The following is a 15369-nucleotide window of genomic DNA, read 5'->3' on the forward strand; positions in this document are numbered from 1 at the left end:
TCGCGCCAATGAGGAGACTATTAATTTCATCTCAAGAGAATGCTATTCTCCTCAACGTAACGCAACCCCGCCACAGGAGGCAGCCGGATGCTCTTCGAGTTCGATGCCGATCAACGGCTGTTGCGCGATACGGTCCGGGAAGTGACGGCCAAGGAGTGCCCGCCCGCGGTGATCCGCGAGATCGTCGACGCCGGGGCGGATCCGGGCCGGATCTGGAAGACCTACGTCGACCTCGGCTGGACCGAACTCGTCGAGCCGGAGGCGACCGTGGAACTCGGTATCGTGCTCGAAGGTCTGGGCCGGGCGACCGACCCCACGCCCTATCTTGCCACCATGACCCAGTTCGCGCCGCTGGCCGGGGTGTCGGCCGGCGCCGACGGAACCGGGGCCGCGGTGTTCGAGGGCGTCACCGCGACCCGCGACCGGGACGGCTGGCTGCTGAGTGGCAGCGCCGCTCCGGTGCTCGACGGGGACCGTTGCGATCGGCTGGCCGTCGTCACCGAGGCCGGCGTGTTCGTGGTTCCCGCGCACGCCGTCACCGCCCGGCGGACCGCTGCCTTCGATCCGGTACTGCATCTGGCCGAGGTCACCTTCGACGCGGTGCGGGTCACCGACGGCGACCGCGCCACCGGAGATCCCGAACGGGCCCGCCAGCTCGCCCTGACCGGTCTGGCGCTGACGACGGTGGGCGCCTGCCAGCGGATCCTCGATCTGGTACTGGAACATGTGCGGACCCGGCGTCAGTTCGATACCGCGATCGGCGCCTTCCAGGCGGTGCAGCACAAGGCGGCCGATATGCATATGGCCATCGAACGGGCCCGGGCGCTGGCATATTTCGCGGCCCTGTGCCTGGCCGAGGACGATCCGCGGCGCACACTGGCGGCCGCGATGGCGAAAGCCGCGGCGGGCGAATGTCAGTCGACCGTCTTCCGGCACGGTGTGCAGTTGTTCGGGGCCATGGGATTCACGTGGGAGAACGACCTGCAATTCGCGATCAAACGGGCCAAGGCCGGTGAACTGCTGTTCGGCGGTGCGGCCCGGCATCGTGCGGTGGTCGCCGCCGAATACCTGGCCACCGCAGGGTGATCGGCGACACCATGGGGCAGCGCCGCCCGGCCGATGCGCCGGCAGCGCGGACGGTGTCGCAAACCGAAAACCAGCGCCGGGTCCGTGAACCCGGTCGACCCGGAACCGAGGAGCACTGTTTTGTCGTATATCGACTACGAGGTCGCCGACAAGATCGCGACGATAACCCTGAACCGGCCCGAGGCCGCCAATGCGCAGAATTCGGCGCTGCTGGACGAACTCGATGCCGCCTGGACCCGGGCGGCCACCGACGACGAGGTCGTGGTCATCATTCTGAACGCCGCGGGTAAGCATTTCTCGGCCGGTCACGATCTGAAGGACGACAGCTGGCCCAAGCCCGAGAAGATCACGCTCGACTGGATCTACCAGACCGAGAGCCGACGGTACCTGGAGTACACATTGCGCTGGCGCAATGTGCCGAAACCGACGATCGCGGCGGTCCAGGGACGGTGTATAGCGGGCGGGCTCATGCTGTGCTGGCCGTGCGATCTCATCATCGCCGCGGACAACGCGCTGTTCTCCGATCCGGTCGCGATGATGGGGATCGGTGGCGTGGAGTACCACGGTCACACCTGGGAACTCGGGCCCCGTAAGGCCAAGGAGATCCTGTTCACCGGCCGGGCGGTCACTGCGCACGAGGCCGAGCAGACCGGCATGGTGAACATGGTGGTTCCCCTGGACGAGTTGCCCGCGAAGACAGCGGAAGTGGCGGCGCAGATCGCGAAGATGCCACCGTTCGGGTTGCGCCAGGCGAAACGGGCCGTGAACCAGACCCTGGATGTGCAGGGGTTCTACGCTGCGGTGCAATCGGTTTTCGATATCCATTCCACGGGGCACGGAAACGCGCTGAGTGTGAGCGGATACCCGATCCTGGTCGACCTCGAACAAATGAAGACGAACATCAAATAGACCGACCGACGGGGGATCGAACCGTTCGCCGCGGTATCGATCCCCCGATATCGGAAAAGCGGTCACCGAAAAGGAAATCGGCGATCGGGGAATCTTCGACACGGGTAGCGTAACCGAATTACGTCCACCCGGAACCCTGTTTCCGAATTTCCCTGATGGACAACAATTCGATGTGTCCATCGGAAAGGTTTCCGCCATGCGTTCCAGTAGAACCCGGCGTACCGCCGCACTCATCGGCCTGATGGCACTGACGGCCACGGCCGTCATCGGCTGCGGTGATTCCGAGGACGATGCCGCCGCTGCCACCTCGGCTCCGGTCGCCACCAGTTCGGCGGCGCCCGCCTCGGCCTCCCCGGAGACCGAGAAGGAGATCACCGACGCTTTCGTCACCTTCTTCGACGGCACCGCGCCCGCGGCGACCCGGGCGGGTCTCGTGGAGAAGGGGGACGCCTTCGCGCCGATGCTGCAGGGGATGGCCGCCGATCCGCGGGCCGCCGGGACCAGCGTGACCGTCTCCGCGGTCCAGCTCGTCGACGACAAGACCGCGGATGTCACCTACACCCTACTGCTCGGCGGTAATCCGGTGCTGCCGGACCAGTCCGGGCAGGCGATCAAAGAGGGCGACACGTGGAAGGTCGCGGCGATGACCTTCTGTTCGCTGTTGGCGGTCCAGGGCAGCGGGGAGCCCAACCCGGCTTGTAGCTGATCGTTCTCACCGGGCGGCACTGCTCCGTCCATCGGAATATCGGTCCCCGTGCGGTGATACCGCGCGACGGGCGATCCGCCGGGCCCGGATGTCGCGTGTCGATCGCGCAGTATCGATCCGCCGTCCGGGCTCGTGTGGTGCCCGACGGCGTGGCGGCGGCCGGGCGGTTCGCGGGGGCGGTCCGCGCCGGAGGCGAAGTGCCGCCGGGGGCGGGTGGTGGTCACGTGAAGGGCCCGTGGGGGGCTGCGAAGCCGACTGTGCCACAGTCGGCACAGTCGCCGGAAGATGGGGGCGCCGCGAGGCCGGGCCGGGTGGGGAGTGTCGCCGGACCGCCCAACCGCGAACCCGTCCGGTTTACCGGATTTCTATCCGTTCAAATGCTTCGAATTCGCCCTTACCCCAGAGTGTCCCGGGCTAAACTCGCCGCGGCATCTGCGGTAACGCTGTTTCCGGAGCTGCGCTTCATCACTCTGCAGAAAGACGAATCGATGTCACGAAGACGCCGGGTAGCGCGCATTGCTGCCGTGGGCGGGGTCGCTCTCGTACTGACCGCGGCCACCGGCTGCGGCAATTTTTTCGGTCCCGACAACTGTTATGTCCTACCCACCGCGGAAACTCCGGCCGGTGCCGCCGAAAAGTCGGCCACGGCAGTGGGTTCCGCCCCCGGAGTCGCCGTCGCCGATTCGCCGGCGGCCACGAACGCAGCGATCATGGGCGTATACGAAGCGTTCTTCGCCCCCGCCACCTCGACCGAGGACCGGATCGCTCTGGTCGAGCACGGTAGAGAATTCGAAACCGAGATCTCCGGAATGGCGAACCATATCCGGACAGCGCTCACCACCATCGATGTCACCGATGTGGTGCTGATCCAGCCCGGACAGGCCCAATTGCGTTTCACGCTGAATATTTCCGGAAATCCGGTCGTGAACGGTCAGACCGGTCACGCGGTTCGCGAAGAGGACGGCTGGAAGATCGCGTCCTCCACCATGTGCGGGCTGGTCGCGATATCCGGGGGAGTATCGCAGGCCTGCGCCTGAACCGTTTCCGTCCCGGCGGCCGGAACGCCTCGTCCGAGCGTCGTTGAACCGGGATATCGAGCCACCGCCCTGGCGCGCCGACCAGGGCGAGACGGCAGACAGCCGAGTCAGAGATGAGCCAGCCGTGGGGCGTAACCCAGCTCGCGCAGCATCGTACCGGCCTCGCGGGTGAGTTCCCGGGCGCTGCCGAGTAATCCGTCGAGTACCAGTGCCCGCTTGTAGTGGCGGTGGAATTCGTGCTCGGCCGTGAACCCGATCCCGCCCAGCACCTGCTGACAGTTGCGGGCCGTCACCAGTGCCGCGCGACCGGCGGCGGCCTTGGCCAGCAGCGCGCCGAGTGCCTCGGATTCCTCGGGCGGGGGACTGTGCGGATCCGGATGGGCCGGATGGTCCGCGTCACCCGGCGATACCGTGAGAGCGGCCTCCGCGCCTTCGATGGCCACCAGTGATTCGGCCAGCCGGTGCCGGACGGCCTGGAAACCGGCCACCGGTTTGCCGAACTGATGCCGTTCGAGCGCGTGCACGCGGGCCAGGTCGAGCATGGCCCGCGCCGACCCCACCAGCCACCAGCCCAATGCGCGGCGCCCGGCCTGCGTCGGCAGCGGCGCTGCGGAGGGTGATTCGGTGATATCGCCGAGCCGCAGCAGCGGCAGATCCGGGTCTATCGGTTCCGGGGTTCCCGGCGGGAGTTCGTGCGCCCAGCGCACCCAGGTGCCGCCGGTGAACGGGAGCGCAGCGGTCTCCCCGAGGGGCCGGCCGGCGGCGTGCGCGAGCACATCGTCGAGCAGCGGGGCATGTGCGCCGGTCTCGCCGAGCAGCCGGAACACCAGAGGTACGGCGATCTCGGCGACCTCGGCCGGGCCGGTGAGCAGATCGTGCCAGCCCAGGTCACACAGCTGCGCGTACAGAACGGTGCCGCTGGTCGCGGTCATCGTCTTGCGGAGCGTATCGGCGAGCAGCAGCTGTTCGTCGGTGTCCACCACTCACTCCTTTCCCAATCCGAGCAGCCGGCGCGCGATGATGTTGCGCTGGATTTCGGCCGTACCGCCGTAGATGGTCGCCGCCCTGGAATACAGGAATTCCGAACGCCATTCGGTGTCGTCCAGCTCGACGACGCCGGGTAGCAGGTCACGGACGGTATCGAAGAGTTGCTGTTCGGCGCCCGCGAGCAGGACCTTGTCGATGGAAGTCTCCGGGCCGAGCGCGGCGCCGCCGGCCAGCCGCCGCTGGGTGGCGCGGGATCGGCAGCGGACGGTGTGCAGTGCCAGGTAGGCGGCGCCCAGGTCGGCGTCGTCACCGGCCGCGGTCTGATCCAGCACGCGGTCGAGCCGGGTGAACAGGTGCGCGATCCGGTGCCAGAAACAGGTGGACCGCTCGTAGGGGAGCAGATCCATCGCGACCCGCCAGCCGTCGCCGGGCCGGCCGAGCATCCGGTCCGCGCCGACCACCACATCGTCGAAGTACACCTCGGCGAATTCGTCGACACCGTGCATGGTGCGCAGCGGTCGCACGGTGATCCCGGGTGTATCCATATCGACGAAGAACGCGGTGATCCCGTCGTGCCCGGGGCCGGTGCGGGTGAGCAGGACACAGCGGGCGGCGAACTGGGCCAGGCTGGTCCACACCTTCTGGCCGTTGACCACCCAATCCGAACCCCGCTGTTCGGCGCGGGTGCGCAACGAGGCCAGATCCGAGCCGGAACCCGGCTCGGAGAAGCCCTGGCACCATTGTTCGCTGCCGTCGAGCAGCCGGGGCACCGTGTGCGCGGCCAGCTCCGGCCGGGCATAGGAGATCATGGTGGGGGCGAGCACCTCGACCATGGAATAGATACCGGGTTCGGCCAGACCGCGGGTCGCGACCTCCTCGCCGAGTACCGCCCGCAGCAGTGGCCCACCTCCGATCCCGCCGACGGATTCCGGCCAGCCGTACCGCATCCAGCCCGCGTCGAAGAGCGCCCGCCGGACCCGGCCCAGCTGCGCGACCTGTGCGTCGAAACCGGGTTCGGGTCCGGGAGAGAGATCGTGCTCGTCCAGCCAGCTACGCAATCGCGACCGGAATCCCTCGATCTCCGGCCCTGACTCGCTCATACTGCCCCCTCGGGTATGGGCGAGGCTTTGCGATCGGTCCGCATGCTGACGCGGAGGCCGAAGCGCAGGCGAAGGTATCGCACTTCCGCCTCCGGACCTGACCCACTCATACTGTGTCGATCGGGTATGAGTGGGGGCCCTGCGTGGTTACGCTGCGCTGCCGCCTCCGGGCCTGACCCACTCATACTGTGGGCCGCTCGAAGGCGTGCGGGATACCGGAATCGTGGATACCGCTGCGCCGGATGAAGGTCATCGCGCGGGTGCGCAGGCGCCAGCCCTGCTCGGTGCGCAGATAGGTGTCGCTGTAGTAGCCGATCCGCATATCGTGGCTGGAGTGCTCGACGAAGCACAGCGGCTGGGTGCCGGTGCCGGTATCGCCGTCCAGTTCGATGAGCGGGGTCCCGGTGAGGAACAGCCCTTTGGGGGCGGCGTCCACGAGTTCGGGGAAGACATCCAGGGTGTAGGTGTCACCGAACGCGCTGTAGGTGCCGTCCGGGGTGAACACGCCGACCAGACCGTCGATATCGCCCTTGGTGATGGTCACCGCGTAGCGGGCGAGCAACTGCTGGATTTCGATCAGGTCATCGATTGCCGCCATAGACCTTCCCGCCTTTCATGACGAACCGCACCTGCTGGGTGACGGTGATATCGGCCAGCGGGTCACCGGGCACGCCGATCACATCCGCCAGCAGTCCCTCGGCGAGCCGGCCGCGATCGCTCACCTGGATCAGTTCGGCCGCGGTGACCGTGGCCGCGCGCAGTACCGACAGCGGGTCGAGGCCGCGCTCCACCAACGCCACCAGCTCGTCGGCATTGCGGCCGTGCGGAATGGCCGGCGCGTCGGTGCCGACCGCGATCTTCACCCCCGCGTCGAAGGCCGCCTTCACCGAAGTCCGGGCCTTGGGGAACATCTCGGCGGCCTTGGCCTGGAGTTCCGGTGCCGCCTTGGACACATCCATGGCGTCGGCGAGCCGGGTGGTCGGCACCAGATAGGTGCCGGACCGGACCATGAGGTCGATGGCTTCGTCGTCGACGAGGAATCCGTGCTCGATACAGTCGATTCCGGCCCCGACCGCCTCCTTCACCGCTTCGGCGCCGTGTGTGTGGGCGGCCACGCGCAGACCGCGGCGGTGTGCCTCGTCCACTATCGCCCGCAGTTCCTCGGTCGAATAGTGCTGCGCGCCGGGGGCGCCCGTCAGCGACATGACCCCACCGGAGACGCAGACCTTGATCAGCTGAGCACCGTGTTTGATCTGGTACCGGACCGCTTTGCGTACCTCGTCGACACCGTTGGCGATCCCTTCCTCCAGCGTCAGCTTGAGCACATCGGGCGCGAACGCGGAGAACATCGTGGGATCCAGATGCCCGCCGGTCGGGGTGATGGCATGTCCGGCGGGCACGATGCGCGGACCGTCGATCCAGCCCGCGTCGATGGCCTTGCCGAGCGCCACGTCCAGGAGGTAGCCGCCGGTTTTGACGAAGAGGCCGAGGTTGCGCACGGTGGTGAACCCGGCGCGCAGCGTGCGCCGGGCATTGCCGACCGCGCGCAGCATACGCAGGGGCGGATCGTCCTGGACCGAGGAGGTGAGCCCGGTTTCGCCGCGCCCGCCCATCAGGAGGTTGACCTCCATATCCATCAGGCCGGGCAGGAGCACGAGATCGCCCAGTTCGACGATCTCCCCCTCGGGCTCGCCACCGACCCCGACGATCCGGTCACCTTCGACGCGCAGGATGCCGGGCCGGACGATCTCGCCGGTGTCCACGTCGAGCAGCCCGGCGGCTCGCAGTGTCAGCACGGTCACACCACCGGCTCCCGCACGATATCGAGATAGGCGGCGCCGCTGTCGGGCACCCGCGGCTGCTTCCAGACCTCCACCGGGAACGAGGCCATCACCAGCGACTGCATCAGATGGAACAGGTTGCGTGCGTCGTCGGGCAGGTCGTCGAGGTCGAACCGGTCGCAGTAGGCGATGGCGTCCTCGAGCCGCGCCATCCCCGCGTCGTAGAAATCCTGCATCTCCGGCATCGTGGAGGACAGCCGTTTGGCGTAGCGCTCGGGTTCGGTGGGCAGTATCCACTCTTCGAATTTCGCGAGATCGGCGAATTCGGCGGGCAGTTTCGACTCAGTTGCCATTGCGGTACTCCTCGACTTTCTTCTGGGCGGTCTTGTGCAGATGACGCAGCAGGATCTCCTGGTCGTTGAGCGGGAAATCGGTGACGGTGCGGGTCGCGATCATCGTCTGGGTGGCCTCGAGGGTGTTCGCGTCCTGCAACGCGTATTCCTTGAAGGTCACCCCGGCCAGCTCCTGGGCCAGGCGTTCCCGCGCGTTCTTCGCGGGCACGAAGTAGAGATTGGCCTCGAAGATGTGTTTGTTCACCGCGGTCGGCCAGTAGTGGTAGGTGAGATACCAGCCCGGCGCCCAGAACAGCAGCGAGAAATTCGGCCAGATCTCGAATTCGTCCACGCCCCAGGCCTTGTGGCCGGCTGGGTTGATACCCGCGGGCAGCGGATCCAGGCCTTCGATATCGGGCCGGTCCCACGGGCCGAACAGACCGCTGCGCAGGATGCGTTCGATCGGTTTGACCATGTTCAGGTCCTTGGGCGGCGCCATTCCGCCCCAGGACGAGATCATCGAATGCGGTGCCTGCAGTTCGTAGTGCAGCGCTTCGTAGCCGTAGCCGGCGAGTTTGTCGGCTTCGTCCTTGACCGCCTGCTTCATATGCAGGATCGGCGCGTGATAGAACTCGGCGAAGGCGTCGATGAACAGCTTCCAGTTGCTGCCGACCTCGGCCTTGTAGCTGAACACCTCGGTCATCTCGTGGAACGGATAACCTTCGAGCCCCTTCATCATCGGGCCGAGGAAGGTGGTCAGCGGTTCGGCGTCGGCGTCGAGGTTGACGAAGATGAACCCCTCCCACACCTCGCAGCGCACATCCTTGAGTCCGTAGTCGGCGCGATCCAGGCCGAAGAACTCCTTCTCCTGCTGGACGAAGGTCAGTTCGCCCTCGAGGCTGTAGCGCCAGGCGTGGTATTTGCAGGTGAACTGTTTGCAGAAACCGGAGGTCTCCTCGTTGGGGAAATCGTCCCAGACCAGCTTGTTGCCGCGATGGCGGCAGATATTGTGGTACGCGTGGATCTGATCGTCGTTACCGCGCACGATGATCAGCGAGGTTCCGGCGGAGGCCAGTTCCTTGGTGAAGTAGCTGCCTTTTCGCGGCAGGCGCTCCACGCGGCCGACATTGAGCCAGGTGCGTTTGAAGATCGCGTTGCGCTCGTCCTCGTAGAACTGCGGATCGATGGAATCGCTGTAGTCGACCGGCTCGGTACCCAGGTCCGGGTAATGCTCGGTCCAGCTACCCGCTGCCGGTTTGTTGAAGTGTGCCAAGGGATTACCTCTCGTACTCGGATCGGACGCCGAAGGTGTTGAAGGCCGCGGCGAGCGTGTTGTAGGTGCCGATGGTGAAGATCAGGTCCATCCGCTGGTGTTCGTCGAGCTGCCCGCACAGCGCGTCCCAGGTGGCATCGGACAGATTCGATTTCTCGTCGAGTTCGTCGACTGCCCGCAGGATCGTCCGGTCGAGGGCGCCGGTGGCCTCCCCGTGCCGGACCGCCTCGATCTCTGCCTCGGTGATCCCCTCGGCGAGTGCGGCTTCTCGGTGGTGGTTCCACTCGTAGACGCAGTCGCGGCGGTATGCGACCCGCAGGATCGCGAGCTCACGCAGGCGCGCCGGCAAGGTCGACCGGAACAGCAGATGGACGTTCAGGGTCAGGAACGCCTTGGTGAGCTCCGGATGCCGGACCAGCGTCGACAGGGCATTGCTCGCCGATTCCGGAGTGCGCATCCGGCGCGGCAGCATCACCCGGAGCGCGGCGTCGACTTCGTCGTCCCACTCGTCGGCTGGTAGCGGCGGTACACGCATCGCACCTCCTCTCGATGAGAATGGTATTCTCGCTTTCGGATAACAGGTTTCCATGTGCTGGCTCGTTAGTCAACGCGAAGGTTTACGGACAGGTCGCGGGGGCTGCGGAGGACTGGCGGCGGTCGCTGTTCGGCTGTTGCGCACGAAGACCTCGGCGCGGGGTCGTACCTGAAAAACAGGATATTGATTCTCGATAAGTGAGAAGCTAGTTTTCATTCACCGAGAGCTTTGGATACGGCCCGGCCGGACCGGGAAGTCTCGACGCGGAACTCGGTGCGCGGGCGGACGCTGTACCGCCCGATCACGATCGGCTGGCCGATGGGGCCCAGCGCAGAAAGGACCGTCGTGAGACCGAAGCGAATAGCCGCCGGCCTGATCGCCGTGGCATTGCTCGCCACTCCCGGTTGCGGAGGCCGTACCGGAACCGAGACCGAGAACTCTTCCTCCGGCGATTCGGTGGTCGCCGATTTCGGCGACCTGACCGGGGTATGCCAGGACGGGGACGCCTCGGGCTCGCCGACCCAGGGCGTCACCGACTCGGAGATCACGGTCGGCGTCTTCTCCGATGTCGGCTACTCCAAAAACCCCGAATTCGTGGATGCAGCAAAGGTGTTCACCTCGTGGTGCAATGCCGCGGGCGGGATCAACGGGCGCACCGTCACCACACAGACCCATGATTCGAAGGTGATGGCGGTCCGCCAGAAGATGGTGGAGGCCTGCCGTACCGATTTCGCGCTGGTCGGCGGTGGTGCCGGGCTGGACGGTCTCGGTACCAAGGAACGCCTCGAATGCACCCTGCCCGATATTCCGGCGCAGGTCTCACAGCAGCCGAACCTGGGCACCGATCTGCAGGTGATCCCCTCACCCAGTACCTACGCCCACTACGACCCCTACAACGCATTCCGCCAGTGGCTCACCAAAGAGGCCTATCCACAGTCCGCCGGTGCGGTCGGCATCATCAACGGCGACTCGCCGGTCACCAAGGTCCTCGGTGACAAGGCCGTCGAATCGCTGAACGCGATGGGCGCCGAGGTGATCTACAACCAGCTCTACCCGGTGGGCGGGGTCACCGACTGGACGCCCTATGCCCAGGCCATCAAGAACGCCGGAGTGCGCGGACTGGTCTGGTACGGCGAGGACGGGCCGCTGACCAAACTCGAGGAGAAGCTGACCTCGATGGACTACAAGCTCGACTGGATCGACCCGAACAACAACGCGTTCAAGCCGGACTATGTCGATCTGCTCGGTCGCTCGGCGAGCTTCCAGAACAATGTGGTCGACCTGGGCGGCGTGGTGCCGCCCCAGCTGGCCGATCAGTCCCCGGCGATGCAGCAACTGCAGGACCTGTACGAGAAGTACGCGCCGGATGCGGTGATCACCCTCCCGGCGGTGCGCGCTTTCTCGGCCTGGCTCCTGTTCGCGAAGGCCGCGAGCAGTTGCGGTGCCGACCTGACCCGGACCTGCCTGATCCAGGCGGCGCAGCAGGAAGCGGCGTGGAGCGGCGGTGGGCTGCACAGCCCGAACGACCTGACCGACCGGGACGCGCCGCCGACCTGCTTCAACGTCATGCAGGCTACGCCGGAGGGCTGGAAGGCACCGGAGTTCGGCGCCGACAACGGCCTGTTCCGGTGCAACACCCCGCCCTACCGCTACACCGGCAACTACGGTGAGCCGCTGACGCTGGCCGATGTCGGCAAGACCATGGCCGACGTCGAGTAAACGGTCATGGATCAATTCCTCGCCTTCGGGATCGTCGGGCTGAGCACCGCGGCCGTCTATGCCGTGATCGGCAGCGGCCTGGTGCTCACCCATACGACCACCGGGATCTTCAACTTCGCGCACGGCGCCGCCGGCATGATGGCCGCGTTCTCCTACTGGCAGCTCACTGCCGGCTGGGGGGTGCCGGTACCGATCGCGCTGGCGGTCGTGCTCCTCGTGCTCGCACCGCTCGCCGGTCTGCTGGTGGAGCGGGCACTACGGGCGGTCCAGGGGCTCGGTGACGCCGAGAAACTGGTGATGACGGTCGCCCTGCTGAGCGGGCTGATCGCCCTGGCGCGCTGGATCTGGAATCCGATGCAGGCCCGCTCGTTACCGACCTTCTTCCCCGATGCCGAACCCCTCCGGCTCGGTTCGGCCACGGTCACCTGGCATCAGGCACTCACCATGCTGGTGGCCGTCGCGGTCGCGGTGGTGCTGCGGGTCCTGCTGTTCAACACCCGCACCGGCGCGGAGATGCGGGCCACCGTCGACGACCGGGCGCTGGCCGGACTCACCGGCGCGGACCCGGTCCGCGCCAACCGGGTCGCCTGGATCCTGGGAATCGAATTGGCGGCGGTGGGCGGCATTCTCATCGCTCCGACAGTCTCGCTGGATGCCGCGACGCTGTCGTTGCTGATCGTCAGCGCCTATACGGCGGCGATCTTCGGACGGCTGCGGAGCCTGCCGATGACCTTCCTCGGGGCGGTCGTGGTCGGACTGATGGAAAGCTATCTGACCGGTTATCTGCCGCAGAACGAGTACCTGCCCGGGCTCCGGCTGGCCGCGCCCGCGCTGCTGCTGCTGGCCGCGCTGCTGCTGTTCCCACACGGGCGACTGCGGGGGCGCGACCGCAAACTCAGTCCGGTACCGACCCCGTCGCGCGGTGGTGCGGTGTTCTTCGCCGTGGTGATCGTGCTCCTCGGCCTGATGGTCGCGACCAGCCTCGGGGAAAGCGATCTCATCGCCTACGGCCCGATGTTCGCCTTCGGCGTCATCGCGCTGTCGTTCGTACCGCTGTCCGGCTACGCGGGGCAGATCTCGCTGGCCCAGCTGAGCATGGCCGGGATCGGCGCGGTCGCCTACGCGCATCTGGCGCCGGACGGGCAGTGGTGGGGTCTGGCCGGGGCGGTGGTCGTCGCGGCGATCGCGGGCGCCCTGGTGGCGATACCGGCACTGCGATTGTCGGGTGTGTACCTGGCATTGGGTACAGCGGCATTCGCGGTGATCCTGGACCGGTGGATCTTCACCCTGCCCGCCTTCGAAGTGGCAGGTGTGCAGATCTCGTTCTTCGATCAGGGATCGGTCGAGGTGGCCGGGCTGAATTTCTTCGGACTCGAACTCGCGGATGCCGGGCAGATCACCGTTTTCGCGGCGGTCTGCCTGGCGGTCGCCACTCTCGGCGTCGCGGCCCTGCGTCGCGGCCGGTTCGGGCGGCGGCTGATCGCCCTGCGCGACAGCGAGGCCGCCTACGCGACCCTCGGCGGGAATCTGCTGCTGGCGAAGGTCGCGGTCTTCGCGCTCAGCGCGGGGCTGGCCGGGCTCGGCGGCGCCCTCTACGGAATGCAGATGGGGTCGGTGACCCCCGAACAGTTCAATTTCGTCGCCGGTATGCCGATCTTCCTGGTGGCGGTGTTCGCCGGACTCGGCGCGCTGGGCAACGGCCTGTTCGTCGGTATCGCACTGTACGGGCCGCTGCTCGCCGTTCCGGTGCTCTTCCCGTCGACGGAGAACATCATCCACGTGATCCCGGCGCTGGCCGGTATCGCCTTCGGCGGCGGCGTGGTCAGTCACGGTGCCGTGGCACGGATGCGCGAGGGTTTCGAGGCGGCGATCCGCAACCGGGTGGCACTGGCGGCCATGGTCGGTATCCCGGTGCTGCTGTGGGTGCTGCGGCTGGCCGGCGCGATCGACGGCTGGATTCTGTTCTGGGGCTCGGTGGTCGGCGTCTTCGCGGTGCGGATCTGGGCGAACACCCGGGAACAGCGCGCCGTCGCGGGGGAACCGGATATCCCGGTCGAGTGGTGGGGTGTGAAACGGCCCTGGCGGTCTTCGGACAAGGAGGAGCTGGAAAATGCCATCGCTGCTGCAGGTTAGCGATATCACGGTCACCTTCGGTGGCCGCCGGGCCCTCGACGGCGCCGGACTCACCGCCGAAGCGGGCCGGGTCACCGGACTGATCGGGCCCAACGGGGCCGGCAAGAGCACGCTGTTCGATGTGATCTGCGGGTTGCGGCGGCCCGCCGCGGGCCGGATCCGGCTGGGCGAACGCGATATCACCCGACTGGCCCCGGCCCGCCGGGCCCGGCACGGGATGGCCCGGACCTTCCAGCGGCTCGAACTGTTCGGCCGATTGTCGGTCCGCGACAACCTGCTCGTCGCGGCCGAACTCGGCCCGCACCGGCGGCACGCGAAACGTATCGCCGACGAGATCGTCGAACGGCTCGAACTGGGTGACCGCGCCGGTGATCTCGCCGACGCACTGCCCACCGGTCTGGCCCGGCTGGTGGAGGTGGGCCGGGCGCTGGCCGTCCGGCCCACCCTGCTGCTGCTCGACGAACCCGCAGCGGGCCAGGACAGTACCGAAACCGATCGGTTCGCCGCGCTGTTGCGTTCGGTCGCCGCCGACGGTACTGCCGTGGTGCTGGTGGAACACGATATGGGCCTGGTGATGAGCGTCTGCGATCACATGTACGTGCTCGATCTCGGAAAAGTGATCGCCGACGGCCCGCCCGAGACGATCCGCGCCGACGAACAGGTGCTCGCCGCGTATCTGGGGGCCGCATGAGTACCCTGCTGGAGCTGCGCGGAATCCGGGCCGCCTACGGGGCGATCACCGTCCTGCACGGTGTCGACCTGAGTGTGCGGGCGGGTGAGGTGGTGGCGCTGCTCGGCCCCAACGGCGCCGGTAAGACCACCACGCTGTCGGTCGCCGCCGGGGTACATCCGGTGGCGGAGGGCGAACTGCGGCTGGGCGCCCGGACAGTCAACGGGGTCGATCCGCGCGACCTCGCGCGCGCGGGGGTCTGCCTGATCCCCGAGGGCCGGGGCGTCTTCCCGAACCTCACCGTGCGCGACAACCTGCTGATGATGACCTTCACCGGCAGGCCGCGGGAACAGATCGAGGAGATAGCGTTCTCTCGGTTCCCGATCCTGGCCCAGCGGGCCGGGCAGACCGCGGGCACCCTCTCCGGCGGCGAACAGCAGATGCTGGCGCTGGCGCGTGGGCTGGCCACCGACCCGGCGGTGCTGATGCTGGACGAGTTGTCCATGGGCCTGGCCCCGCTGGTGGTGGGCCGGCTCTACGAACAGGTGGCCGAGATCGCCCGGCAGGGTGTCGCGGTGGTGATCGTCGAACAGTTCGCCGCCGCGGTACTGGATATCGCCGACTCCGCCGCGGTGCTGGTGCGCGGCCGGATCGAACATCACGGCCCGCCCGATTCCGGGCTCCGCAACGAATTGGCCACTCTCTATCTAGGAAGTTCGACATGACCGAATCAACACGTGCGGACCGTTTCACCGCCGAGCTCGCGGAGCTGAAGATCCCCGACCCCGCGGCCGGCCGCGGTGCGCTGTGGCTGCGCGTGGGGGTCGTACTCCTGGTGCTCGGCCCGGTGGTGACGCTGCTGGCCTATCTGATGTCGCACAACACCTCCGACGCACTGGTGCAGCGCGACGCGCTCACCGTCGCGCTGAGCGGAGTCGCGCTGAGCATCGTGGGAGCGGCACTGTTCCTGCGTTATTCGCTGACCGGGGTACTGCGCTACTGGATGGCCCGGCAGTCCTACGACCTGGACCGACTGGCCGACCGCCTGCCCGGCGGCGCGGCGCGCGAGCACGGGGAGGTGGGTGTGCCGCAACGGTGAAG

General features: G+C 67.2%; 16 protein-coding genes. 9 read left to right on the plus strand and 7 right to left on the minus strand.

Annotated elements, in window-relative coordinates; translation table 11 throughout:
* Window positions 1–87: 87 nt before the first annotated feature.
* The 4 genes from ACWCPQ_RS10835 (at window position 88) to ACWCPQ_RS10850 (ending at window position 3738) form a co-directional block, all read left to right on the plus strand.
* Complete coding sequence (locus tag ACWCPQ_RS10835) at window positions 88–1086, plus strand: acyl-CoA dehydrogenase family protein (RefSeq protein ID WP_449897062.1); 999 nt, start codon at window positions 88–90, stop codon at window positions 1084–1086.
* Between the two features lie 120 nt (window positions 1087–1206).
* Complete coding sequence (locus tag ACWCPQ_RS10840; RefSeq protein ID WP_449897064.1) at window positions 1207–1995, plus strand: enoyl-CoA hydratase; 789 nt, start codon at window positions 1207–1209, stop codon at window positions 1993–1995.
* Between the two features lie 196 nt (window positions 1996–2191).
* Entirely contained in the window at window positions 2192–2701 is a 510-nt protein-coding gene (locus ACWCPQ_RS10845; protein ID WP_449897066.1) for a hypothetical protein, read from the plus strand.
* A 488-nt stretch (window positions 2702–3189) separates the two neighbouring features.
* Entirely contained in the window at window positions 3190–3738 is a 549-nt protein-coding gene (locus ACWCPQ_RS10850) for a hypothetical protein (RefSeq protein ID WP_449897068.1), read from the plus strand.
* A gap of 107 nt (window positions 3739–3845) precedes the next feature.
* Here ACWCPQ_RS10850 and ACWCPQ_RS10855 read toward each other — a convergent pair whose 3' ends face one another.
* From ACWCPQ_RS10855 to ACWCPQ_RS10885, 7 genes are all read right to left on the minus strand, one after another.
* Window positions 3846–4670: an acyl-CoA dehydrogenase family protein gene (locus tag ACWCPQ_RS10855; protein WP_449897370.1), complete on the minus strand. Its 825-nt coding sequence runs from the start codon at window positions 4668–4670 to the stop codon at window positions 3846–3848.
* A gap of 51 nt (window positions 4671–4721) precedes the next feature.
* Window positions 4722–5825: an acyl-CoA dehydrogenase family protein gene (locus ACWCPQ_RS10860; protein ID WP_449897069.1), complete on the minus strand. Its 1104-nt coding sequence runs from the start codon at window positions 5823–5825 to the stop codon at window positions 4722–4724.
* A gap of 181 nt (window positions 5826–6006) precedes the next feature.
* The gene (locus ACWCPQ_RS10865; protein ID WP_449897071.1) at window positions 6007–6423 is read right to left on the minus strand and encodes a nuclear transport factor 2 family protein; all 417 of its coding nucleotides are present in this window, start codon (window positions 6421–6423) and stop codon (window positions 6007–6009) included.
* On the minus strand, window positions 6407–7621 hold the full coding sequence (locus ACWCPQ_RS10870) for a metal-dependent hydrolase family protein (protein ID WP_449897371.1): 1215 nt from the start codon (window positions 7619–7621) through the stop codon (window positions 6407–6409). Before ACWCPQ_RS10870 ends, ACWCPQ_RS10865 begins: the two co-directional genes overlap by 17 nt.
* A gap of 2 nt (window positions 7622–7623) precedes the next feature.
* Window positions 7624–7959, minus strand: a complete 336-nt coding sequence (locus tag ACWCPQ_RS10875; protein WP_449897073.1) for a hypothetical protein — start codon at window positions 7957–7959, stop codon at window positions 7624–7626.
* Entirely contained in the window at window positions 7949–9211 is a 1263-nt protein-coding gene (locus tag ACWCPQ_RS10880; protein WP_449897075.1) for an aromatic ring-hydroxylating oxygenase subunit alpha, read from the minus strand. Before ACWCPQ_RS10880 ends, ACWCPQ_RS10875 begins: the two co-directional genes overlap by 11 nt.
* Window positions 9212–9215: 4 nt before the next feature.
* The gene (locus ACWCPQ_RS10885) at window positions 9216–9746 is read right to left on the minus strand and encodes a carboxymuconolactone decarboxylase family protein (RefSeq protein ID WP_449897077.1); all 531 of its coding nucleotides are present in this window, start codon (window positions 9744–9746) and stop codon (window positions 9216–9218) included.
* A 345-nt stretch (window positions 9747–10091) separates the two neighbouring features.
* Here ACWCPQ_RS10885 and ACWCPQ_RS10890 point away from each other — a divergent pair, with 345 nt between their 5' ends.
* The 5 genes from ACWCPQ_RS10890 to ACWCPQ_RS10910 are packed head-to-tail and all read left to right on the plus strand — an operon-like array spanning window position 10092 to window position 15367.
* Entirely contained in the window at window positions 10092–11465 is a 1374-nt protein-coding gene (locus tag ACWCPQ_RS10890) for an ABC transporter substrate-binding protein (protein WP_449897079.1), read from the plus strand.
* A gap of 6 nt (window positions 11466–11471) precedes the next feature.
* Window positions 11472–13598, plus strand: a complete 2127-nt coding sequence (locus ACWCPQ_RS10895) for a branched-chain amino acid ABC transporter permease (protein WP_449897080.1) — start codon at window positions 11472–11474, stop codon at window positions 13596–13598.
* Complete coding sequence (locus tag ACWCPQ_RS10900; protein WP_449897082.1) at window positions 13576–14289, plus strand: ABC transporter ATP-binding protein; 714 nt, start codon at window positions 13576–13578, stop codon at window positions 14287–14289. Before ACWCPQ_RS10895 ends, ACWCPQ_RS10900 begins: the two co-directional genes overlap by 23 nt.
* Entirely contained in the window at window positions 14286–14993 is a 708-nt protein-coding gene (locus tag ACWCPQ_RS10905) for an ABC transporter ATP-binding protein (protein WP_449897084.1), read from the plus strand. Before ACWCPQ_RS10900 ends, ACWCPQ_RS10905 begins: the two co-directional genes overlap by 4 nt.
* Window positions 14990–15367, plus strand: coding sequence for a hypothetical protein (locus tag ACWCPQ_RS10910; RefSeq protein WP_449897085.1), 378 nt, complete (start codon window positions 14990–14992; stop codon window positions 15365–15367). Before ACWCPQ_RS10905 ends, ACWCPQ_RS10910 begins: the two co-directional genes overlap by 4 nt.
* Window positions 15368–15369 lie beyond the last annotated feature (2 nt).

This window comes from Nocardia sp. NPDC001965 (genome assembly GCF_053594175.1).